This is a genomic window from Sorangium sp. So ce296, assembly GCF_051529605.1.
GTDB classification, from domain to species: domain Bacteria; phylum Myxococcota_A; class Polyangia; order Polyangiales; family Polyangiaceae; genus Sorangium; species Sorangium cellulosum_D.
This window is the reverse complement of record NZ_CP150325.1, coordinates 4,055,831-4,078,853: the sequence shown is the minus strand read 5'-3', so window position 1 is coordinate 4,078,853 and position 23,023 is coordinate 4,055,831. Positions and strand designations below refer to the sequence as shown.

Here is a 23,023-nt window from a genome sequence, read left to right as displayed (position 1 = left end):
CGAGGCCGTCCGAGGTTGAGGCCGTCTGAGGCCGTCCGGTGGGCGCCCGATCCGATCCGGAGTGCGTGCAGGCCCGGGCTCGATCCTGTCCCCATGGCAAAGTGCAGTATGACTGATCGTCAGCTCGCTCCCCCCGTCCCTGGCGTCGCCGCCATGACGGCGCTCTTCGTCGCGCTCGGCTGCTCGGCCGTCGGTGGCTCCCCCGCCCAGGGCGGCGCGGACGACCGGCCCGCGCAGCCCCCGGACACCGGCGGCGAGGACGGCTCCGGCGGGCTCGATGCGCCCGGCGCGCCCGGCTCGGGCAGCGGCGGCGCCGGCCCCGTCACCGACCCCAACGCGGACAGCGACGGAGACGGCTTCACGCCCGCCGCCGGCGACTGCAACGACGCCGACGCCAACGTGAACCCCGGCGCCATCGAGGTCGAGGTCACCGAGCCCGACGCGAGCGGCCACATCCCCGCGCCCGCCGACGAGGACTGCGACGGCGCCATCGACAACGTCGCACCCCCCTGCGACGACGGCCTCTCGCTCGAGGACTTCGACCCGGCGAACGGCGCCCGGGCGATCGACCTCTGCGCGTTCGCCTCCCGCGACGACCGCCGCTGGGGCGTGCTCTCCGCGAGGTACGTCCGCGGGGACGGCTCGCCCGCGGCGCGGTCGCCCGCCGTCGGCCTCTTCGACGGGTTCGGGCCCAACGTGCGCGCGCAGGGCGGCGCGCGCCTGCTCGCGCTCTCGACGGGGCGCGCCCGCCTGCCGGACCACCCGGACGCCTGCCGGTCCGAGAGCTGCTCGAGCTACGGCCCCGGCGCCGCGCCCCCCGGGTTCCCCCAGGACAACCCCGACTGCCCTCCCTCCGACTTCATCAACGACGACATCGGCCTCGAGGTCGTCCTCCGCGCCCCGCGGAACGCGACCGGCTACGAGTTCCTCTTCAAGTTCTATACGTACGAATATCCGGAGTGGGTCTGCGAGGACTTCAACGATCAATTCGTCGCGCTGGCCACGCCGGCGCCTCCCGGGTCGTACAACGGCAATCTCTCGTTCGACGGCGAGGGCAGGCCGGTCAGCGTCAATATCGCGTTCTTCGATGTCTGCGACGGATGTCCGCTCGGCTCGAGCGAGCTCGTCGGGACGGGCTTCAGCCCGCGCCGCGACGGCGGCACCCGGTGGCTGAAGACCCGGGCGCCGGTGCGCGGCGGCGAGGAGATCTCGCTCCGGTTCATCCTCTTCGACACCGGCGACGATCGCTTCGACTCCACCGCGCTCATCGACGGATTCCGCTGGATCGCGACCGGCGGCACCGTGAGCGTGGAGACCACGCCCGCCGTCGATCCCCGCTGAAGCCGGAGGCGCTCCCCGGCCGCGCGCGCACCTGGCCGCGCCGCAAGCGCGCCCTCCGGCCGCCTCGCCCCGCTCCTCGCGCTACCGGCAGCTCCGGCACTCCCCGCCGCAGTCCACGTCGAGCTCGCTTCCGTTCATGACCCCGTCGTCGCACGACGGCTCCTGGCAGACACGCTCCCTGCACACGCCGGACCCGCAGTTCTCGCCGGCGACGCACCCCTCGCCCGCGGCGCAGAGCGGGCACGAGCGCGTGCCGCAGTCGACGCCGGTCTCGAAGCCGTTCGCCACGCCGTCCACGCACGTCGGGGCCTGGCACGCTCCCAAACGACAGACGCCCTCCTTGCAGTCGATTCCCGTCTCGCAGGAGGCCCCTAAGCGGCAAGGCTCGCACGAGCCGCCGCAGTCGGTGTCGGTCTCACCTTCATGACCATCCTTGATCCCATTGCTGCAATGCGGCGGGATACAAGTGTTCTCGGTGCAGGTCCACCCCTCGGGGCATTCGTTGCAATCCCACATCATGACGGCACCATCCTCCCCGCACGAAAGGAAAAAAGTCGCCGTCAGCCCCAATGCAGTGACGCGTCGAAGCATGGTGCTCGCTCTTCTGGTAGTTGATGGTCCGGTAACGACGACAGTACATCAAGCACGGCCGGCAAGGGCACCGATCTGGCCGTTTACGCGCGGATTTCTGGCATTCCGGACTGCTGGTCCAGATTGTCAAAGAATCGACATGAGGGGATTCTCCGGCGGCGCGGGGGCCCGGATCCGACGCGCGGAGATGGGACATACGGAGATGGGACGTGCAGAGTAAGGCGAGGGGAGGGAGCTCATCGGCGCGCGGGGGCCGCCGCGCCGGCCGTTCTCTACGGATTCGACAGGAGCCCATCGCTCGATGGCTCCGATGGCGCGCGCGGCCGACAGGACCGCTCGAAGCGCCCCGGCTGGGGGAGTGAGGGTGAGAGGGGCTCTGCGACGGCGCCTGGCTCGGCGGGCGGATGGCGGCGCGCTCGGGGGCGGCGCGCCGCGCTCAGGGGCGGGGCGCGCCGCGCTCAGGGGCGGGCGGGGGCGCGCCGCGCTGCGACGAAGGAGCGCACGCAGAGGGCGACGTAGCCCGCGGAGAGCACGGCCATCAGGGACTGCGCGATGACGGCCGCCGGGCGCTCGACGTCGCCGCCCGAGAGCAGGGCCGGCAGCTGGGACAGGCCGCGGGCGGAGCCGACGACGCCGAGGACGCCGACGAGCGCCGACGCGTGCATGGCGTGCATGCGGTACTTCTCCTGACGCGCGAGCACGCCGAGCCCGATCGAGACCACCCCGAAGCCGGCAGGGATGAGCGCCGTCGGCGCCCTCGTGGCCGCGAAGCCGCCGACGCCGAGCGCGGTGAGCAACGCTCCGTAGCCTATCGTCGTAGTGGACATGCTCGACATGCACAGCCTCCTTGTTCGGAGCCCCCGGGATACCGCGCCCGGGGCGCGCCCGCCACCGCGGCCGCCCGCGCGCGTGCCCCGCGGCGCGGGTGACCTGAGGCGCGAGCGCCGCCGCCGAGCGCGCGCCGGGAGCGTCCCCGCCCCGGCGAGGCCGGCGGAGCTCGCTGCGCCGCGCGCCCCTCCCACGCCTGCGCGCGCCCCTCCCGCGCCTGCGCGCGCTCTCGCGGGCCTCCCCACGCCTGCGCGCTCGCTCGGGGGCGCCTGCGCGGGCAGCGCGCGGCGGCGTGGTTAGAATCCGCCCTCATGCTCGGCCTCTCCCGCCTGCGGGACAGCTTTGCCTACACCCCGCGCACGCTCCAGCTCGTCTGGCGCTCGTCGAAGGCGGCCAGCCTCGCGCTCGCCGCGCTCACGCTGGCGGCGGCGGTGCTGCCGCTCGGGGTCGCCTACGTGGGAAAGGCGATCATGGACGCGGTGGTCGCCCGCGAGGAGCGCGCGGCGCTCGTGTGGGTCTCGGTCGAGCTCGGCCTCGTCGCCGCGCTCGCGCTCGCGCAGCGCGGGCTCTCGCTGGCGCGACAGCTGCTCGGCGCCCGGCTCTCCATCGACATCCACGCGATGATCCTCGGGAAGGCGCTCTCGCTGGAGCTCCGCCATTTCGAAGACCCCGAGTTCTACGATCAGCTCACCCGCGCGCGGCGCGAGGCGTCGTCGCGCCCCGCGTCGGTCGTGACCGAGAGCTTCTCCCTCGTGCAGAACCTGATCACGCTCGCCGGGTACGCCGCTCTGCTCGTCGGGTTCAGCGGCTTCGCGGTGCTCGCGCTCGTGCTCGCGGCCGTCCCCGCCACGGTCGCCGAGGCGCGCTTCTCCGGCGCGGCGTTCCGCCTCCGCAACTGGCGCTCTCCCGAGGCCCGCCGGCTCAACTACCTCGAGTACGTGCTCGCCAACGACGGCCACGCCAAGGAGGTGAAGCTCTTCGGGCTCGGGCCGATGTTCCTCGATCGCTACAAGGCGCTCGCCGCGTCGTTTTACCGGGAGGACAGCGCCCTCGCCGTCCGCCGCGCCGGGTGGTCCTATGCCCTGTCGCTCCTCGGGACCGCCGCGTTCTACGGCTGCTATGCCGCCATGGCGGCCTCCGCCGCCGCGGGGCGCCTCTCGCTCGGCGCGATGGTCCTTTACGTCGCCGCCTTCCGGCAGGGCCAGCAGGCGTTCCAGGCCGTCCTCGGCGGCATCGGCGGCATGTACGAGCACAACCTCTACATGTCGAATCTCTTTCAGTATTTGAGCATCCCGACCAGCGCGCCGCCCGCGCTGCCGGCCGGCGAGGCGCCCGCGTTGACGAACGGCGGCGCGCCCGCGACGCCCACCGACCGCGCGCGCACGGCGCCCGCCGACCGCGCGCCCGCGGCGCCCGCCGACCGCGCGCTCGACAGGGGCGTGCGGTTCGAGAGCGTGGGCTACCGGTATCCTGGCCAGTCGCGCTGGGCGCTCCGGGGCATCGATCTCCACATCCCGAGCGGGCAGAGCCTGGCGCTCGTCGGGCACAACGGCGCCGGCAAGACGACGTTCATCAAGCTGCTCACGCGGCTTTACGAGCCCACCGAGGGGCGCATCCTGCTCGACGGCAAGGATCTCCGCGCCTGGGATCTCGACGACCTCCGCCGGAGGATCGGTGTCGTGTTCCAGGACTTCAACCAATACCAGCTCACGCTGCGCGAGAACGTCGGGCTCGGCAGCCTCGATCACCTCGGCGACGAGCCGCGCATCGCGCGCGCGGTCTCCGAGGGCGGCGCCGACGAGGTCGTGACCGCGGTGCCGGGGGGCCTCGACGCGCAGCTCGGGCGCTGGTTCAAGGACGGCGTCGAGCTGAGCGGCGGGCAGTGGCAGAAGATCGCGCTCGCGCGGGCGTTCATGCGCGAGCAGGCCGACATCCTCGTGCTCGACGAGCCGACCGCGGCGCTCGACGCCGAGGCCGAGCACGCGGTCTTCCAGCGGTTCCGGTCGCTGTCCAAGGGGCGGACGACGATCGTCATCTCGCACCGCTTCCCGACCGTGCGCATGGCCGATCGCATCGTCGTCCTCGACGGCGGGCGCATCGTCGAGGAGGGCACCCACGACGCGCTCGTCGCCCGCGGCCAGCGTTATGCCCGCATGTTCGCGCTGCAGGCCGAAGGATACCTGTAGCGCGCCCGGCTCCTTCTCGGCGGCTCAGGCGAGCTCTGCCTGCTAGGCTCGCGCTCATGCGCGACACGCTCCCCAGGGAGGTCGGTCAGGCGATCCGCATCCTCCGGTTGCTCCGCGGGCTCAGCATGCAGGAGTTCGCCGAGCGGGCGCAGCTCTCGGCCACCTACCTGCGGCAGGTGGAGCGCGGCGAGCGGGATCTCGGGCTCGGCGCGCTCGGCCTCATCGCGCAGGGGCTCCAGTGCGATCCGCGCCTGCTCCTGCCCGGCGACGGGCGCAGCCCGGTCGCGTCCGTCGTGGCAGAGCTCTTTGACCAGGCGCAGGAGACGCTCCAGAACGCGATCCTCTTTCTGCTCATGGAGCCTGACGATTCGCCCAGGAAGCAAGCAATGCTCGCCCTGGCCAGCGAGGATCCGGAGCGCTCTCGCGCGGCGGCTCCGCCCAAGTCGCGCCCGCCGGAGCGCGCCGTTTCAGGGCGTACCCCGCCGTCGAGCCGTCGTTCCGGAAAGTGAGCGCGCCGTCTCGCTCGCTCCGTGATCCCCGGTCCGCCCGGGCGACGGCTTCCGCGCGCAGGAGACCTCTGTTACCCTCGCGCCAACCGATGTTCCCCGAGCCGTGTCCGGGGGTGTCATGGACTCGAACCTCGTGCCGGAGGTCCGACGCAGTGAACAGAATTTCGTGGGCTGATCGAACATCGCAGATCGCGCTTCGCTCTGCTGTCTTCCCGCGCGGAGGGGTGGAAACCGCCGCGCTCCTCGGGGGGCTCGCGGCGGAGGGCCCATGGTGATCTTGGGCCAGGAGCTCGCCGGGTACACCATCGTCGCCAGCCTCGACTCTCCGGCTCCGGCCGAGGCCTACCGCGCGCTCGACGCGGACGGCCGCGAGGTCACGCTGTATGTCCAGGAGGATGTCGCCCTCGACCCGGAGGCGTTCCGCGGCGAGCTCGATCGGCTCCTCTCGCTGTCTCCGGCGATGCACGGCACCGTGCCTGTCATCGCCGGCGGCATGGAGGGCACGACCGGGTGGATCGCCGCCCGGCCGAGCGACGATCCCTCGGTGGAGGATCTGCTGCCCCGGCTCCGCTCCGTCGCCTACGAGCTCGCGGTCGACGTCGCGCGGACGCTCGGCGCGGCGCACGCGCTGGGCCTCGCGCACGGGGATGTCGGCCCGCATACGGTGGTGATCACCGGCCAGGGGGCCGCCGTCCTGAGGGCGTTCGGGCTGCACCGGCTGTTCGGGGCGCCCGCGGATCCCGTGGCGGACGCGGCGCGGTACCGGGCGCCGGAGCTCTTCGACGCGCGCGCGATCGATCCGCGCACGGACGTCTACGGGCTCGGGATGCTGCTGTACTGCGTCCTCGGGGGCCAGCGCCCGTTCGAGGGGCGCGACGACCTGGAGGCGTGCGCGCTCGACGAGGTGCCGCCGCCGCTCCAGGGCGTGCCGCCCCAGGTGCGCGAGGCGCTCTCGCGGGCGCTCGCCAAGGATCCGGACGCGCGCTTCCAGACCGTCCAGGAGCTCATGACCGCCGTGCGGCCGCTGCTCCTCACGGATTCGGCGCCCCTCGCCGGCGGGGCTCCGCGGCCGCCCGAGCCGCCGCCCGACACCGAGCGGAGCGCGCCCGCCCCGGCGTCGCGCAACACGCTGCCCACCGGCACCCTCCCCCCCGAGGCGATGCGGCACCCCTCGGTCCAGGTCGCCGCCGCGCCCCGGCGCCGCAGCGCCCTCCGGGCCGCCGGGGTGTTCCTGGTCGTCGCCCTGACGAGCGCTGCCATCGCGGTACCGCTGAGCTGGTACTTCGCCCGCCGCGGTGCGCCATCCCCGCGGCCGGCCGATCCTCCGGCGCACGTGAGCGATGTGGAGCACAGCGCGACGCTGGCCCCGCCGGTGAGCTGCGACCCGAGCGTGCCCGAGGCGGTGAGCCCGGCCGTCGAGAGGCCGACCCTGAGGGGCCGGGCGACGCGCCGCGCCGGGCCCGCCTCCATGGCCGCGACCCCGGCCGTGGACGCCCGCCGCAGCCCCGATCAGCGGTGGTACGGCGACCAGCTCTTCTGAGGCGATCCCGCTGCCCCGCTGGCAAACGACACCCCGGCGGATTGGGGCCGCCGGGGCGTCCGCGCCGCAGACCTCGTGCCGGAGGCCTGGACGCATGGCTAGCCTACTAAATGCATTCCCTCGATCGATCTATTTTTCTCGTGACGCCGACATTTTTCTTCTCGTTGCCAGCAGCGCGGCGTCTTCGCCCGAGGGAGCAGACCTCGACGCCGGGTCGAGCGCGCGGCTTGCCCTGGGATGGACGGGGGGTGGACGGAGCGCGCTCCGGGGTTGAGCGCGTGGGGGGAGCGCCGGGCGGGGAGGCGAGCTTGCGGGCTGCCGCGAGCTCGGGGCTCGCCCTCGAGCGCGCCTCGCGTCGGCGTGCCGCTCAGCGCGTCCCGGTGCCCGGGAGCGGCTGGAACACGTTCGCCCGGTACCACCGGAGCTCCTCGATCGACTCGCGGATGTCGTCGAGCGCGCGGTGGATCTCGCGCTTCTTCGGCGCGGCGCGCGTCGGATACCAGCGGCGCACGAGCTCCTTGAGGGTGGAGACGTCCACGATGCGGTAGTGCAGGAAAGAGAGGAGGTCCGGCATGTAGCGCTGCAGGAAGGCGCGGTCCTTCCAGACCGAGTTGCCGCACAGCACGGCCGTGCCCTTGTCGCAGTGCGCCTCGAGGAACGCGCGCGTCTCGGACTCCGCGTCGCCGACGGAGAGCGTGGAGGCGCGGATGCGCGCGAGGAGCCCCGAGCGCTCGTGGAGATCGCGGACGAAGTCGCTCATCCCCGCGAGGACGTCCTCGGGCTGGTGGATGACGAGGCACGGCCCCTCGGCGACGACGGTGAGATCGGGCTCCGTGACGATGGTCGCGATCTCCACGATCGCGCACGAGCTCTCGTCGAGCCCCGTCATCTCGAGATCGACCCACACCATGCGCTGCGACCGGTCCGTCATCGGCGGCGAGCATAGCCGATCCGCGCCGGTTCAGGGCCACCGAGACCCGGCGCGAGCGGGCTGCCCCGGGAACGGGTGGTATGCTAAGGCAGGGCCGGACACCGAGCGCGGGAGGCCTGTCATGCGAGACGTTTTCATCGTGGATGCCGTTCGCACGCCGCGCGGGCGCGGCAAGGCAGGCAAGGGGGCGCTCTCGGGCGTGCACCCCCAGGAGCTCCTCGCGCAGACGCTCAACCGCCTCGCCGAGAGGACCGGGATCCGCAAGGACGACGTGGAGGACGTCGTCGTCGGGTGCGTGACCCAGGCGGGCGAGCAGGGGGCGTGCGTCGCGCGCACCGCCATCCTCGCGGCCGGCTGGCCGGACGGCGTGACCGGCGTGACCGTCAACCGCTTCTGCGGCTCGGGCGCGCAGGCGGTGAACTTCGCGGCCATGGGCGTCATGTCCGGCCAGCAGGAGGTCGCCGTCGGCGGGGGCGTCGAGAGCATGTCGCGCGTGCCGATGGGCTCGGACGGCGCGCCCCTCGACGGCAACAACCTCGCCCTCCGCAAGAAGCTGGCGATGGTGCCGCAGGGCATCTCGGCGGACCTCATCGCGACGATCGAGGGCTTCTCGCGCGAGGACGTCGACCGCTTCGCGCTGGACAGCCAGCACAAGGCCGAGCGGGCCGCGCGCGAGGGGCGGTTCGCGAAGAGCCTGTTCACGGTCGTCGATCTCGACGGAAAGCCGCTGCTCGACCGCGACGAGCACCCGCGCGCCGGGGCCACGATGGAGGCGCTCGCGAAGCTCGAGCCGGCGTTCGCCGGCCTCGGCTCGACCCCGATGGGCCCCGCCGGCGAGACCGTGGACGAGCTCGCGCGCGTGCGGTACCCGCAGGTGGCGTCGATCGAGCACGTCCACACGGCGGGCAACTCGAGCGGCATCGTGGACGGCGCGGCGGTGGTGCTGCTCGCGTCGGGCGACTACGTGAAGGCGCACGGGCTCAGGCCGCGGGCGCGGCTCCGCGCCATGGCGACGGCCGGGGCGGAGCCGGTGATCATGCTGACGGCCCCGGCGCCGGCGTCGGAGCGGGCGCTCAAGAAGGCGGGCATGCAGGCGCGCGACGTCGATCTCTGGGAGATCAACGAGGCGTTCGCCGCGGTGCCGCTGCAGACGGCGCGCAAGCTCGGCATCGACCTCGACCGCGTCAACGTGAACGGCGGCGCGATCGCGCTCGGGCACCCGCTCGGCGCGACCGGGGCGTGCCTGATCGGCACGGCGCTCGACGAGCTCGAGCGCGCCGATAAGGCGACCGCGCTGATCACGCTGTGCATCGGCGGAGGGATGGGCGTGGCGACCATCATCGAGCGGGTGTGAGCCGCGCCGGCGCCGCGATGGGGGTGCCCGACGATCATGGGAGCGGCGCCCATGAGCACCCGCACCGGGACGACGCTCCGCGCGGCGAGCCGCGCGCGCACGACCATCACGGCGCGCCCGGCCACGACCATGAGCACGACCACGATCACGATCACGGCGGCTCGCGGCACCACGACCACCATCACGACCACCGGCACGCGCCGCTCCGGCGGCTCGTCGCGGCGTTCGCGCTCACGGCGTCGTTCCTGGTCGTCGAGGCGGCGGTCGGGTGGTGGTCGAAGAGCCTCGCCCTGCTGGCCGACGCGGGGCACATGCTCGCCGACGCCGCGGCGCTCGGGCTCGCCATCATCGCGCAGCGCATCGCGGCGCAGGCGCGGACGCGCGCGCGGACGTACGGCTACCGGCGCGCCGAGGTGCTCGCGGCGTTCGCCAACGGCATCGCGCTCGCGCTGACGGCGATCTGGATCTTCATCGAGGCGGTCCACAGGTGGCGCGCGCCGCAGGCGGTGCACGCCGAGGCGCTCGCGATCACCGCCTCGCTGGGGCTGCTCGTGAACGTGGCCTCGGCGCTGCTGCTCTCGACCGGCGAGCGCGGGCACAACATCAACACGCGGGCCGCGCTGGCGCACGTGCTGTCGGACGCGCTCGGCTCGGTCGGCGCCATCGTGGCCGGCGTGCTCATCCTCGCCTTCGGCTGGACCCGGGCCGACCCGGTGATCAGCGTGGCCATCGGCACGCTCGTGCTCTGGGGCGGCTGGCGGCTCGTGCGCGACACGTCGCGCGTGCTGATGGAGGGCAGCCCCATCGAGATCGACCTCGCCCACGTCGAGGACACGATCCGGAGCGTGCCCGGCGTGCTCGACTTCCACGACCTGCACGTCTGGTCGATCTCCGACGGCTTCAACGTGCTCACGGTGCACGTGGTGCTCGCCAGGGGGTACCACGGGACGGACGTGGCCGCGGCCGTGGGCCGGCGGCTGCGCGAGCGGCACGCGCTCGACCACTGCACGATCCAGCCCGAGCCGCTCCACGAAGAGCGCCTCGTGACGCTCCGGCGCCCGGGCGCCGGGTCGCCGCGCGGCGACCGTCCCGCCGGCGACTCGAGCGGCGCGTAGCCGAGCGCGGCCCGTCAGAGCTCCCGCAGCAGCGCCTCGGCGACCTCCGCGGGGGATTTTCCCCGCTCGTCGACGGCGACGTTGAGCTCCCGCATCCGCTCCGCGCCGATCTTGCCCTCCAGCCCCCGCAGCGCCTCGATCACCTCCGGGTGCTCCCGCGCGAGCCGCGCGCTCGCGAGGACGACGGCGTCGTAGGGCGGGATCGCCCGCCGGTCGTCCTCGAGCACGCGCAGGTCGAACGACACGATCCGCCCGTCCGTCGAGAAGGCGCTGATGACGTCCACCTCGCCCGCCCTCACGGCCTCGTACATGAGCGACGGGTCCATGCTGCGCTGCCTCGCGAACGCGATTCCGTAGCGCTGCTCGACCGTCTTCCACTCGGCGCGCTCGAAGAACTCGTAGTCTCCCCCGATCGACATCGATCGCGCCGCGGGCACGAGATCGCTGATGGTCCGCACGCCGAGCCGCTCCGCGCGCTCGCGCCGCAGCGCGAGCGCGTAGGTGTTCTCGAAGCCGAGCGCGGCGGCGACCACGATCCCGTGCTCCTCGAGCAGGTACCGCGTGACGCCGCGGAGCACCTCGCCCCGGTCGGCCGGGGTGTCGCCCCGCTTCATGACCGCCGTCCAGAGCGTCCCGGAGTATTCCACGTACGCGTCGATCTGGCCCGTCCTCAGCGCGTCGAACGCCACCGTCGACCCGAGCGACTCCACCGCCTCCGTGGGCAGCCCCGTCTCCTGCGCGATCTTCCCCGCGAGGACGCGGCTCAGGATGTACTGCTCGGTGAAGGTCTTCGATCCGATGGCGATCCGCCGCGCGCCGCCCCCGAGCGCCCCCCGGGCGAAGCCGGCCGCGGCGATCGCGTAGAGCAGCGCGAACGCGCCGATCGCCGCGGCCACGAGGCCCCGGCGGCGCCGGCGCAGGCCGATCTCGAGCGCCCGCACCGTGCCGTCCAGCACCAGCGCCAGCGCCGCCGCCGCCGCGCACCCGACGAGCACGGCCGCCGTGTTGCGCGTCTGCAGCCCGCTGAAGATGTAGTTGCCGAGGCTCTCCGCGCCGATGGGCGTCGAGAGCGTCGCGGTCCCCACCGTCCACACCGCGGCCGTCCTGATGCCGGCGACGATCACCGGCGTGGCGAGCGGCAGCTCCACGCGCCGGAGCCGCTGGCCCGGCGTCATGCCGACGCCCTCGGCCGCCTCGATCAGGGCCGGATCGACGCTGGAGAGGCCCACCACCGTGTTCCGGAGGACCGGGAGCACGCTGTAGAGCACGAGCCCGATCAGCGCCGGCAGGTAGCCGATGCTCGCGGCGCCGATCGCGGCGAGCGCGGGCACCATGAACGCGAGCAGCGCGAGGCTCGGCACGGTCTGGATGACGCTCGCGACGGCGAGCACCGGCTGCTCGAGCCGGCGCGCGCGCGAGACCAGCACGCCGAGCGGCACGCTGACGCCCGTCCCCACGAGGAGCGCGACGAGCGTGAGCTCGAGGTGCGCGAGGAGGCGCCCGGGGAGCAGGGCGAGCTGCTCGTTCACGGCCGGCGCTCCCCCTCCCGGAGCAGCGCGTCGATGACCGCCGCCTGCCGCTTCGGCGTCCCGACGAGCTGCGCCACGTACTCGTCCGCGGGCGCGGTCATGAGCTCCCGCGGCGTCCCCACCTGCGCGAGCCGCCCGCCCTGCATCACGGCGATGCGGTCGCCGAGCAGGAGGGCCTCGACGAGGTCGTGGGTCACGAACATCGCGGTCAGGCCGAGCCGGCGCCGGATCGCCAAAAACGACTGCTGGAGCCGGTCGCGCGTCAGCGGATCGAGCGCCCCGAACGGCTCGTCGAGGAGCATCACCCGGGGCTCGGCGGCGAGCGCGCGCGCGACCCCGACCCGCTGCTGCTGGCCGCCCGAGAGCTCGTCGGGGCGGCGGTCGCGCACGGCCGCCGGATCGAGCTCGCAGAGCTCGAGGAGCGCGTCGACGCGCGCCCGGATGCGCGCCGCGTCCCAGCCGAGCAGCGACGGGGTGACGCCGATGTTCTCCGCCACGGTCAGGTGCGGGAACAGCCCGAGCCGCTGGAAGACGTAGCCGATGCGCCGGCGCAGGGCGTGCGGCGGCTCGCCGGTGATGTCCTTGCCGCCGATCCGGATCGCGCCCGACGTGGGCTCGATGAGGCGGTTCACCATCTTGAGCGTGGTCGTCTTGCCCGAGCCCGAGCCGCCGAGGAGGACGAGGAGCTCGCCCTCCTCGACGCGCAGCGAGACCCCGTCGACCGCGATCGCGCCGGCGTAGCGCTTCGTGACCCGGTCGAGCTCGATCATGCGGCCGGCTCGGAGGGATCCGGACGAACCGCCTCCGCCCCGGCGCGCGGCGCGGGCGCGCTCTCCCGCGTCATACCCCGCACCCGACGTTGCCGCGCTGGAGCCCGGCGAGGCGCGCGTCCTCGAGCGCCTCGGCCTCGGCGAGGAGCCACCGGAACATCGCGTTCGCGATCGCCCGCTCCTTGCGCGCGTTGAACAGCCAGACGGCCGCGTGGCAGACGTCGGCGTGCACCTTGGGGAACGCGAGGCGGCGGAACTCCGCGCCGGCGAGCGCCGCCGCGGCCTCGTACTGCGCGCGCAGCGAGATCCACTCGCGCCACTCCGACAGCGCCGGCAGCTCGCGCTTCTCGTCGACGCGGCGGCGGAGGGCGTCGCACGCGAGCTCCACCTCGGAGAGGAGCTCGTCCCGGAGGCGCCGGCGCGTGCGGCCGATCGTCCCGCCGAGATCGTCCCACGCCTCGCGCGGCACGCGCGCCGCCCGCAGCGCCGCCGCGAGGTCCTCCTCGACCGCGCGCGAGAGCGGGCCGAGCGCCGCCTGCGCGCCCGAGGCGCCGAGCAGCTGCGCGCGCTCGCGGAGCTCGGCCTGGGCGCGCTCGTCGTCGAGCGCCGCGTCCCACGCGCCGCCCAGCCGCCGGAGATCGTCGCCCGAGACCTTGCCGCGCGGCCGCAGCAGCATCGTCGCGTGGAGCAGCACCGCGCGGCTCCACAGGTCGCCCTCGGCGACCTTGGCGGCGCACGGCTCGGGCTCCTCCGGCTGCGGGGGCGGCGCGCCCTCGCTGGCGGCCAGGGCGCGGCGCACGAGCGCGAGCGTGGCGCGGCGGTGCGGCGCGGCGAGCCAGCGGAGCCAGAGCTCGAGCGCGCCCGGCGCGGGCGCCTCCCCGAGCAGCCGCGCGGCGACGGCGCCGAGCAGCGACAGCGCCCGGCCGCCGCCCTCCCGCGCGCGCTCGAGCACGGCCGGCCAGTCGCCGCGCGAGGCCGCCTCGGCGGCGAGCCACCCGGCGGCGACGCGGCGGGCCTCGCGGGGGCAGGCGCGCTCGTCCAGGCCGGCGACGCTGTCGAAGAGCGCCCGCGCGCCCTCCACGTCCCCGCGGTGCGCCGCGAGCATCGCGCCGGCGGCGATCCCCGCGCCGCGGAGCGGAACGGCGCTCGTCGACGACGGCGCGGGCCCCGCCCCCGCGCGCTCGATCCGCTCGCCGACCCAGGCCTCCACCGCGGCGTCCGGCCTCCGCGCGCGGCAGAGCGCCCACGCGGCCGCGAGCGCCGCGCCGCCGCGGCGATCGGCGCGCCATGTCCAGTCCGACAGCCACGCGACGAAGTACGCGGCGCGCGGCAGCCCGAGCGGAATGAGCACGCCGCGCGCGACGAGCCACGGCGCGATGAAGAGCGCGAGCGGCGCGAGCAGCAGCGCGCACCAGAGCTGGCCCACGGCGAGGCCGAGCGCGAGGACGAACGCGAACGGCACGAGGACGATGGTCATCGGGATGCGCCAGCTGCCCGAGCCGAGCACGAGCTCGCGCCACGGCGCCTCGGGCCGGGCCTTCCGCGCGACCGCCACGCCGATCGCCCGCAGCGCGATCGCGATGCACAGGGCGGCGCCCCAGCTCACCGCGCCCTCCAGCCGAGCGCCGACAGCGCGTCCGGCCACGGCGCGCGCGGATCCTCGCCGGGCGGCTCCGGCGGCGGCAGCTCGCCGAGGTCGTCGTCGAGGTCGTCCCTGGGCGGCGGCCTCGGGTCGAGCCGCGCCCAGACCTCGTGGGCGAGGCGCCGCTCCGGGTCGCGGAGTGCGGCCATGGCCTGGCGCACCTTGTCGGCGGTCCGCGCGCCGGGGCCGACCGGCGTCGGGTAGGTCGCCGCGCTCGCGAGCTTGAGCTCGAGCATCCCGAGCAGCTTCTGCCCCTCGCGCTCGATCTCCGCGCGGCTCGCGGTCGGCCGCAGGCCGAGCACGTAGAACGGGTTGTCGCGGATGCGGCCGAGCGCGCCGTCCATCAGCGCACCCCCGACTCGTGGCCGAGCCTGCGCTTCTGCGCGTCGACCGGCAGGAGGCGCCAGATCTCCTCGGTGATCGCCCGCAGCGCGGCCGTGTCGCCGCGCTCCGCCGCGCCGCGCCCGTCGCGCACGAGCTTCTGCGCGCGGACCAGATCCGACGCCTGGTGCGCCTCGGAGGCGGCGTCCTCGAACATCCACACCCACGCCTTCGGGTGCCGCTGGAACGCCGCGCTGCTCAGGTTGCGGACGAGGCGGAGCTGCCGCTGGAGCTCGACCTGGTTCTTCTCGGCGCGCGCCCGCGAGACGCCCTGCGCGGCCTCCTCGAGGAGCGCCTTCTCGGTGCTCGACCCGAGCTGCGAGATCCACACCGACGCGTTCGCGACGGCGGCCTGGGCCTCGGCCTCGAGCTCCGGCCAGCGCTTGTCGGCCTCGGCCTGCTCGAGCAGCACGTCGAGCTCGAGCAGCGCGCGCCGCGCCTTCTGCCCTGCGTCGGCGTCGCCGCCGCGCGCCGCGGCCGCGTCGCGCTCCACCTCGACGAGCGCGCACTCGACGTAGGTGACCTTGCCGAGCGCGTGCGGCGCGTTCCTGCGCAGGGCGCTCTCGCGCACCGAGGCGAGCCGCTCGCGCATGGCCGCGAGCGAGGCGTCGAGCACCTCGGGCGCCGCCTCGGGGACGAGCAGGTGCGCGACGCGCTCGAACACGAGCCCCTGCGACGGGATCAGCGCGCGCGCCGACAGGTGCCCGCCCCGATCGAGCTCGAGCGTGAGCTCGATCGCCGCGCCCGCGGGCAGGGCCTGGGTGAGCCCGCTCCCGTCGATCTCGAGGGTCCCGACCACGCGGCAGAGGTGGGCGACGTCGAGCTCGCCCTGCACGATGGGGATCTTCAGCACGCACGCGCTGGAGCCCTTCGGGACGCTCTCCACGCTGTGGTGCACGAACGTCCGCCGGGCCGGCAGCGGCGCGCCCCGCTCGAAGTAGACCCGCACGGAGTTGTCCGCGAGCGCGACGCCGACGGTGCGCGACAGCGGCGGATCGCTGATCGTGAGCCCCTGGACGATGGTGATCGACCGCGGGTGCACCGGCACCCGCGCGCCGCCGGCCGCGGTCGCCTCGACGCGGAACACGTTCGGCCGGCGCGGGAGCAGGTCGACGGTGACCACGAACGCCCCCTCGGCGTCGAGCGGCGCCTCGGCGCTCGTCCAGCCGTCGCCCTCGCGCGTGAGCCGGATCCGCTCGGGCGCGGGCCCCGGCCCCTCCACGACGCGGCCCACCACGTGGGGCGTGAGGTCGCTCGACATCGCCGGGTACTGGAGCCAGAGCCGGCGGCCCTCCTCCTTGGCCCCCTCGGCCCGCGCGCCCGCGGACGTCCGCGCGTCGAGCCCGGCGGTCGCCGCGTAGATGGCGGCCCCCTGCGCGACGAGGGTCATCGGGTCGAGCCCCTCGCCGAACGGCGCGCCCAGCGCGTCCCGGACGCGCGCCCGCAGCGCCGGCATCACGGTCGGCCCGCCCACGAGCACGACGCGCGCGAGCTGCGACGTGTCGAGGCCATGCGCCGCGAGGAGCCGCCGGCAGACCTCGATCGAGCGGTCGATGATCGGCGCGCAGAGCGCGTCGAGCGTGGGCCGCCCGAGGACCAGATCGACGTCGACGTGCGCGCCGTCCACCTCGAACGCCCCGGGGATCGCGAGCGCCGCCTCGTCGGCGCGGGTGAGCTCGATCTTGACCTCCTCGACCGCGAGCTTGAGCTTGCGGAGCGCGGCCGCGTGCCGCGGGTCGGCCCGGCTCACGGTGACGCCCTGGGTGCGCGCGATCTCGGCGAGCGCCCAGTCGACGATGGCCCAGTCGAAGTCGCGCCCGCCGAGGAAGTTGTCGCCGTCGTGCCCGACGACGCGGAGCAGCCCGTCGCGCGTCTCGAGCAGCGAGGCGTCGAAGGTCCCGCCGCCGAGGTCGTAGACGAGCCAGCTGCCCGTGGGCTCCTCGGCCGTCCAGCCGGCCGCGAGCGCCGAGGCCACCGGCTCCTGGATGAGCTCGACCCGCTCGAACCCCGCGAGCCGCGCCGCCTCCGACGTCGCCGCGCTCTGGGGCAGCTCGAAGAGCGCGGGCACCGAGATCACCGCCGAGGCGGGCAGGGCCCCGAGGTGCTCGGCGACGTCGGCGCGGAGCGAGCGGAGCACCTCGGCGGCGAGCTCCTCGGGCTTCCGCGTCACCTTCGCCGCGGCGAACTCGATCGGCTGGGCCGTCCCCATCAGCCGCTTGAACTCCGCGCGGGTGTTCTGCGGGTCGCTCTCGAGGAACCGGCGCGCGCGCGCGCCGACCGTGGTCGTCCCGCGCGCGTCGATCCGCACCACGCTCGGAGTGAGCGTCGCGCCATGGGAGTTCCTGACCAGGGTGACCTTCTCGCCGTCGAAGGCGGCCGCGGTCGAGTTCGTGGTGCCGAGGTCGATGCCTACGTAAAGCGGGCGTGCAGCCATCGGTGCAAGGATACACGCGCGGCACGGCGGCCGCCCGGGCGAGCCGCAGGCGCCGGCGCGGCGGTGAAGAGGCCGAGCGCCGGCTCGCGGACGCGCTGGCGGAGCTCGAGCGGCTCCGGCGAGAGTACCGGCGGCGCCTGACGCCTGACGTCCGCGGTCACCCCGCGAACAGCTGCGTCACCCAGACCCGGCCGCTCGGGTCGCGCACGACGGCGACGCCGGTCCTGCCGTAGCGCCGGTCGAGCAGGTTGCCCCGGTGCGACGGGCTCGCCCAGATCGCGCGGTGCGCGCCCTCGGTCGTGCTCGAGCTGGCGACGTTCTCCCCCGCGATCGTCGCCCGGTAGCCGGCCGCCTTGAGGCGCACCGCCGGGTCGCCCGAGCCCACGTCGTGGCCCACCATCTTCGCCTTGATCATCTCCTCGGAGTGCGCCCGCGCCAGCGCGGTGAGCGCCGCGTCGCGCGCGAGCGCCGGCAGGCGCTCCGAGGCCCGCGCGGCGTTCATCATCCGCAGCATCGCGTCCTCGTCGCCCTGCGCCCCCTTCGCGGCCTCCTCGCCGGGCGCGGTCGCGCGGACGTACCGGCCCGGCGGGGCGCTCCCCGCGAAGATCATCGCCTCCAGCACGGGCCTCGGCCCGGTCGACACCGTGGCCAGCACCTGCACCAGCCAGCTCCCCGGCTGGTCGACCGCGAAGCTCGAGCGGAGCCGCGCGCCCGACAGCGAGCTCAGCACCGTCTTGGGCGCGCCCCGCGGCCCCAGCAGCACCACCTTCACCGCGCTCGCCGGCACCCGCATCGTCCCTTCGAGGGTCACCCACTGCCCCACGCGCGCCGTCGTCGGCAGCGGCGACAGATCCGCGAGCGCGTCCACCCCGACCGCGGCCACGATCACCGTCCCATCCGGCTTCTTCGCCTGGGCCACCCCACATCGCCGCACCCCGAGCGTGGTCCAGCCCGCGATCCACCCGTCGAGCCGCGCCCCGACCTCGTCCGGCCCCAGCCCTCGGCCGGAGATCGACCAGCCCCTCGGCCACGCGTGCGGCGCGCCCGCGGCGCGCAGCGTGAAGGCGAGCTCGTCGGGCGGCATGATCTCCCCTCCCTGGAGCTGCCGCTCGACGTTGCGCCGGGCGACGGCGGCGAGCGCCGCGTCCGCGCTCCCGCAGCGCGCCGCGAGCGCGGCGACGTCCGGCGCGAGGGCCGCGGGCGGCTGCGGCGATCGCGTCGCCGCCTCCCACGTGAGCGCCGGCGGCTCCGCTGCTGCCGCCCCGGCGAAGGTGAGCGCCGCGACGAACACCCCTCTGGCCCACCACGACCGCATACGCCTCGGCTAGCAGGTTTCCGGACCTGGCGCCCGTCTCCGGCCGCCCGCGTGCGGCGGGAGACGGGCACGCGCCGGACCCGCGCGCGCCTCTTCGCACCGGACCGCGGCGCGCCACGCCGCCACCCGTCGCGTCGGGGAGAAAGCCGCGCGGTCCCGCGGTCGGCTCGTGCTACCGTGGCGCTCGCGCAGGATGGCTGAGGTCTCCAAGGCCGCGAAGGTCGGCGTCATGACGATCGTGCTCGCAGGCGCGGCCTACGGCGGCTACCGCTTCGTCTCGCGCGACGTGGGCGGCGGGAACGGCTACCGCGTCTGGGCCACGCTGCCGGACGCCATCGGCGTGTCCCCGCAATCGCGGGTGATGATCTCGGGCATCCAGGTCGGCGTCGTCGACAAGATCTCGCTCTACAACGGCCAGGCGCGCATCGACATCAAGATGAGCCCCGACGTCCCGCTCTACGAGGACGCGGCCATCGGCAAGCGCGCCACGAGCCTCATCGGCGAGTCGTTCGTCGTGCTCTCGCCCGGCACCGAGGGCAAGCCGCGCATCCCCGACGAGGGGCGGGTCCTCTATTACATCGATGAGCCGACGATCCAGTCGATGCAGGGGCAGGTCGCCGAGATCCTGAAGGACGTCAAGACCGTCACCGAGACGCTGAAGAACACCGTCGGCTCCGAGACCGGGCAGGAGCGGCTCGCGCAGATCCTCGACAACCTCGCGGACGTCACCGAGCAGATGAACGCGACCGTCCGCGAGAACCGCGCGGGCGTCACGCAGACGATCAACAACATCAACCAGATCACGGGCGAGTCGGGCCCGCGCCTGCGGGAGATCCTCCGCAACGTCGAGCAGGTGACCCGCGACATCCGCACGATGACGGCCGCGGCCGAGGTGCCCGGCCAGCAGGGCGGGCAGCCCGGCGAGCTCCGGCGCGCCGCCGAGCGGGTGGGGCGCGCGACCGAGAACCTCGAGTCGGCGCTGAAGCACGTGGACAGCATCGCCGCGCGCGTCGACCGCGGGGAGGGGACGCTCGGCCGCCTCACCAAGGACGAGACGCTGATCAACGAGGTCGAGACGGTCGTCGAGGACGTCGGCGAGCTCGTCGGCGGGATCAGCCGCTTCCAGACGGTGGTCGGGCTCCGGACCGACTACAACTTCCTGGCCAACACCATCAAGAGCTACGTCGAGCTCCGGCTCCAGCCGACCGAGGACAAGTACTACGTCGTCGAGCTGGTGAACGACCCGCGCGGCAAGACGGACTTCCAGCAGATCGACGTCGACACGACCAACATCAACGACCCGGCGCACTACCGCGAGGTCCGCACGATCACGACGAACGCCTTCCGCTTCTCGTTCCAGTTCGCGAAGCGGCTCGGCCCGTTCACGGGCCGTTTCGGCATCAAGGAGTCGACGGGGGGCCTCGGCCTCGATCTCCACCTGCTCGACGACCGGTTCGAGCTCCGGCAGGACCTCTTCGGCTTCGGCGAGGAGCTGTCGCCGCGCTGGCGCGTCGCGCTCGCGTACGAGTTCATCCGCAAGCTGTGGCTGCTCGGCGGCATGGACGACATCCTGAACACCGATCGCCGGGATTACTTCATCGGCCTGCAGCTCCGGTTCAACGACGCCGACCTGAAGACGGTCCTGCCCTTCGCGCCGTCGAGCTTCTGAGCGTCCCCGGCGCCCGCGCCGGCGCCTCGACACCGGCGCCTCGGCGCGGCCTCCGCTTATGCGCCCGAGCTCGTGTGCTATAGCGCGGGCATGAAGCGCTCGCTTCTTCGCGGAGTGCGTCGGGGGTACGCGCTCTTGATCCCTTTCCTCGCGATCGCCGCGGCGGCCGGCGCGGCGGCCTGCCAGGGGTGCAAGGTCCCCGAGCAGGGCGCCGCGAGCGCGGAGGCGGACGCCGACGCGGGCGCGACCCGGCCGACGGTGCGGCTCTACGTGCTCAGCACCGTGGCCGGCGCGCTGGAGCCGTGCGGTTGCACGAAGGACCAGCTCGGGGGCATCGACCACCTCGCCGCCCTGATCGAGGGCCAGCGCGGCGAGGCGCCGGCTCGCCTCGTGGTCGGCGCCGGGCCGCTGCTGTTCATGGAGCCGGAGGTGAAGCCGGAGCGCCGCACCCAGGACGCCTGGAAGGCCGAGGCGATGGCGCTGGCGGCGAAGGAGATCGGGCTCGCGGCGTGGGCGCCGGGCGAGAACGACTGGGCGCTCGGCGCCGAGGCGCTCGCGAAGTACCAGGAGCAGTCCGGGGCGGCCGTGCTCGCCAAGAACCTCGAGGGCGCGCAGGGCGTCCGGGGCGTCGTGGTGCGCGACGTCTCCGGCGTGAAGGTGGGCCTCATCGGCGTGAGCGATCCGAAGGGCCTCGCCGGCGCCTATCCCGACGGCGTCAAGGCCGGCTCGACGGTCGAGGCGGTGAAGGCGGGCGTCGAGGAGGCGAAGAAGCAGGGCGCGACGGTGTTCGTGGGGCTCGCCGCCTTGCCGCGGGGCGAGGCGCTGCGGCTCGCCGACAACGCGCCGGAGCTGCACGTGCTCGTGCTGGGCAAGCCCAGCGAGCGCGGGGACGTCAACGACGGCCCGAAGCCGCCGGTGCTCATCGGGACGACGCTGGTCGTCGAGACGCCGAACCACCTCCAGTCGGTGGCGGTCGTGGATCTCTTCGTCCGCGGCAAGGGCGACGGCCCGCTCGTGTTCGCGGACGCGGGCGGCGTCGCCAAGGCCGACGAGCTCATCAGCCTGTCGGCGCGGATCCGGGAGCTCGAGATCCGCCTCAACGGCTGGGAGGGCAGCAAGACGGTCTCCGCGAAGGACATCGCCGATCGGAAGGCCGATCTGGAGAAGCTCCGGGCGGAGAAGGCGAAGCTCGAGTCGGCGGAGACGAAGGTGACCGGCAGCTTCTTCCGCTACAGCGCGGTGGAGGTGCGCGAGAAGCTCGGGGCCGACAAGGACGTCGCCGGGCAGCTCCTCGCCTATTACAAGCGGGTCAACGCCCACAACAAGGAGGCGTTCGCGGATCGCGTCCCCGAGCCGCCGGCGAAGGGCGAGGCCAGCTACATCGGCATCGACGCCTGCACGAACTGCCACGACGAGGAGCGCAAGGTCTTCGACGGCACCGCGCACGCGCGGGCCTACGCGACGCTGCAGCAGGATTTCAAGGAGTACAACCTCGACTGCGTGAGCTGTCACGTGACCGGCTACGGCAAGCCGGGCGGCTCCACGGTGACGCACAACGCCTCCCTCCAGAACGTGCAGTGCGAGGAGTGTCACGGCCCGGGCTCGCTGCACGCGAAGGATCCCGAGAAGAAGGGGCTCATCGTGCTCGCGCCCTCGCCCGAGAGCTGCGTCACGCAGTGCCACCACCCGCCGCACGTCGAGGGGTTCGAGCCCATGGCCAAGATGCAGCTCATCCTCGGGCCCGGGCACGGCCGGGACTGACGCAGGTCCCGGGGTCGGGGCTGACGCCGGCCCGGGCGCAGCCCTGGTGCTGACGCAGGCCCGGGCGCAGCCCTGGTGCTGACGCAGGCCCGGCGACGGCCGGTGCCGACGCACGGGCGGGCGCGCGGCGGCGCCCCTCGGGGCTGCGGCATTTCCGCGCCGTATCGTTCGCGCTACGGGGAGCGCCCGTGACGAATGTCCACGCCGTCGTCTCCCGCCTGGGCCCGGCCGAGCGCGCGATCCTCGCGGAGCTCGCCGCCGGCGAGCCACCGTTCGCGGTGCACCGCCGCGCCGCGCTGAGCTCGACGCTCCGCTACCTGGAGGGCGGCCGCGGCGCGCCGGTGGTCCTCCTGCACGGCCGCGGCAACGCCGCGACGACGTGGTTCCCGCTGCTCCCCGAGCTCGCGCGCCGCCACCGCGTCATCGCCGTGGATCTGCCGGGCTTCGGCCACGCCTCGTCGCCGCCGTTCGAGGGCGGGGGCTTCGAGGAGGGCCTCCGCTTCTTCGCCGATCCGGTCGAGGAGCTCCTGCTCGAGCTGGATCTCGGCGACGCCGCGCTCGTCGGCCACTCGCTCGGCGGGCTGGTCGCGGCGGAGATCGCGCTCCGCAGGCGCGCGCGCCCGCGGAAGCTCGTGCTCATCGGCGCGATGGGGGTCGGGTCGGTCATGACCGCCTGGAGCCGCGCCTACTTCCGCGCCCCGCCGGAGCGCCTGATGCGGGTGCTCGGCAAGGCGCTCTTCCGCCGCGTCCGCCCCCCGCAGCCCACGCCGCGCGGCGAGCGCCTCGCGGCGTTGCACGGCGAGCTCTACGCCGTGCCCGACGGCCGGGTCGCCCCTGTCGCCGCGTTCAACGCGCTCTTCCCCGCGGTCGGCCCCGTGCCCCATCGCCTCTCGCGGCTCGGCGAGATCGGGGCGGAGACGCTGGTGCTCTGGGGCGAGCGCGACGACGTGTTTCCGGCGCCGCTCGGCATCGCCGCGGCCGCCGCGATCCCCCGCGCCACGCTGCGCCTCGTGCCGCTCGGCCACGCGCCCCACCTGGAAGACCCGGCGCTCGTCCTCCCCGAGCTCATCGATTTCCTTGCGCCCGGCGCCTAGGGCGGCCGTCCAGGAACCGAGGGTGGCCGTCCA

Annotated in this window: 18 protein-coding genes; 9 read left to right on the top strand and 9 right to left on the bottom strand. The window is 74.3% G+C overall.

Features of this window, described 5'->3' with window-relative positions; translation table 11 throughout:
• The first annotated feature begins 108 nt into the window (after positions 1-108).
• Entirely contained in the window at positions 109-1,341 is a 1,233-nt protein-coding gene (locus tag WME98_RS15295) for a choice-of-anchor L domain-containing protein (protein ID WP_437951948.1), read from the top strand.
• 81 nt (positions 1,342-1,422) lie between these two features.
• Here the strand turns inward: WME98_RS15295 and WME98_RS15290 are convergent, their stop codons facing one another.
• Both WME98_RS15290 and WME98_RS15285 read right to left on the bottom strand, forming a co-directional pair.
• Positions 1,423-1,665 carry a hypothetical protein gene (locus tag WME98_RS15290; protein WP_061626082.1) on the bottom strand — a complete coding sequence of 81 codons (243 nt, stop codon included), beginning with the start codon at positions 1,663-1,665 and terminating at the stop codon, positions 1,423-1,425.
• Between the two features lie 725 nt (positions 1,666-2,390).
• Complete coding sequence (locus tag WME98_RS15285) at positions 2,391-2,768, bottom strand: hypothetical protein (RefSeq protein ID WP_437951947.1); 378 nt, start codon at positions 2,766-2,768, stop codon at positions 2,391-2,393.
• Positions 2,769-3,071: 303 nt separating this feature from the next.
• Between WME98_RS15285 and WME98_RS15280 the strand changes: the two genes are divergently transcribed.
• From WME98_RS15280 to WME98_RS15270, 3 genes are all read left to right on the top strand, one after another.
• Positions 3,072-4,946, top strand: a complete 1,875-nt coding sequence (locus WME98_RS15280; RefSeq protein ID WP_437951946.1) for an ABC transporter ATP-binding protein — start codon at positions 3,072-3,074, stop codon at positions 4,944-4,946.
• Positions 4,947-5,002: 56 nt separating this feature from the next.
• Complete coding sequence (locus WME98_RS15275; RefSeq protein ID WP_061623626.1) at positions 5,003-5,455, top strand: helix-turn-helix domain-containing protein; 453 nt, start codon at positions 5,003-5,005, stop codon at positions 5,453-5,455.
• Between the two features lie 268 nt (positions 5,456-5,723).
• Positions 5,724-6,995, top strand: coding sequence for a serine/threonine protein kinase (locus tag WME98_RS15270; RefSeq protein ID WP_437951945.1), 1,272 nt, complete (start codon positions 5,724-5,726; stop codon positions 6,993-6,995).
• A 367-nt stretch (positions 6,996-7,362) separates the two neighbouring features.
• On the opposite strand, the gene orn is transcribed toward WME98_RS15270, so the two are convergent.
• Positions 7,363-7,926, bottom strand: a complete 564-nt coding sequence (orn, locus tag WME98_RS15265) for an oligoribonuclease (RefSeq protein ID WP_437333950.1) — start codon at positions 7,924-7,926, stop codon at positions 7,363-7,365.
• 121 nt (positions 7,927-8,047) lie between these two features.
• On the opposite strand from orn, the gene WME98_RS15260 reads away from it, so the two are divergent.
• Both WME98_RS15260 and WME98_RS15255 read left to right on the top strand, forming a co-directional pair.
• The gene (locus WME98_RS15260) at positions 8,048-9,280 is read left to right on the top strand and encodes an acetyl-CoA C-acetyltransferase (RefSeq protein WP_437936488.1); all 1,233 of its coding nucleotides are present in this window, start codon (positions 8,048-8,050) and stop codon (positions 9,278-9,280) included.
• Complete coding sequence (locus WME98_RS15255) at positions 9,277-10,395, top strand: cation diffusion facilitator family transporter (RefSeq protein WP_437951944.1); 1,119 nt, start codon at positions 9,277-9,279, stop codon at positions 10,393-10,395. The genes WME98_RS15260 and WME98_RS15255 overlap by 4 nt, the downstream gene beginning before the upstream one ends.
• 14 nt (positions 10,396-10,409) lie before the next feature.
• Here the strand turns inward: WME98_RS15255 and WME98_RS15250 are convergent, their stop codons facing one another.
• From WME98_RS15250 to WME98_RS15225, 6 genes are all read right to left on the bottom strand, one after another.
• Complete coding sequence (locus WME98_RS15250; RefSeq protein WP_437951943.1) at positions 10,410-11,924, bottom strand: glycine betaine ABC transporter substrate-binding protein; 1,515 nt, start codon at positions 11,922-11,924, stop codon at positions 10,410-10,412.
• A complete protein-coding gene (locus tag WME98_RS15245; protein WP_437951942.1) occupies positions 11,921-12,694 on the bottom strand; it encodes an ABC transporter ATP-binding protein in 774 nt (257 codons plus the stop codon). Before WME98_RS15245 ends, WME98_RS15250 begins: the two co-directional genes overlap by 4 nt.
• Before the next feature lie 70 nt (positions 12,695-12,764).
• Positions 12,765-14,339: a hypothetical protein gene (locus tag WME98_RS15240; protein WP_437951941.1), complete on the bottom strand. Its 1,575-nt coding sequence runs from the start codon at positions 14,337-14,339 to the stop codon at positions 12,765-12,767.
• Positions 14,297-14,680, bottom strand: a complete 384-nt coding sequence (locus WME98_RS15235) for a hypothetical protein (protein WP_061627831.1) — start codon at positions 14,678-14,680, stop codon at positions 14,297-14,299. Before WME98_RS15235 ends, WME98_RS15240 begins: the two co-directional genes overlap by 43 nt.
• Positions 14,680-17,151: an Hsp70 family protein gene (locus WME98_RS15230; RefSeq protein WP_437951940.1), complete on the bottom strand. Its 2,472-nt coding sequence runs from the start codon at positions 17,149-17,151 to the stop codon at positions 14,680-14,682. Before WME98_RS15230 ends, WME98_RS15235 begins: the two co-directional genes overlap by 1 nt.
• Positions 17,152-17,308: 157 nt before the next feature.
• On the bottom strand, positions 17,309-18,466 hold the full coding sequence (locus WME98_RS15225) for a CAP domain-containing protein (RefSeq protein WP_437951939.1): 1,158 nt from the start codon (positions 18,464-18,466) through the stop codon (positions 17,309-17,311).
• A gap of 193 nt (positions 18,467-18,659) precedes the next feature.
• Between WME98_RS15225 and WME98_RS15220 the strand changes: the two genes are divergently transcribed.
• The 3 genes from WME98_RS15220 to WME98_RS15210 all read left to right on the top strand — a co-directional run bounded on the left by WME98_RS15220 (position 18,660) and on the right by WME98_RS15210 (position 22,990).
• Positions 18,660-20,135, top strand: a complete 1,476-nt coding sequence (locus tag WME98_RS15220; protein WP_061625132.1) for an MlaD family protein — start codon at positions 18,660-18,662, stop codon at positions 20,133-20,135.
• Between the two features lie 135 nt (positions 20,136-20,270).
• Complete coding sequence (locus WME98_RS15215; RefSeq protein WP_437951938.1) at positions 20,271-21,896, top strand: multiheme c-type cytochrome; 1,626 nt, start codon at positions 20,271-20,273, stop codon at positions 21,894-21,896.
• A gap of 188 nt (positions 21,897-22,084) precedes the next feature.
• Positions 22,085-22,990 carry an alpha/beta fold hydrolase gene (locus tag WME98_RS15210; protein WP_437951937.1) on the top strand — a complete coding sequence of 302 codons (906 nt, stop codon included), beginning with the start codon at positions 22,085-22,087 and terminating at the stop codon, positions 22,988-22,990.
• Positions 22,991-23,023: the final 33 nt, after the last annotated feature.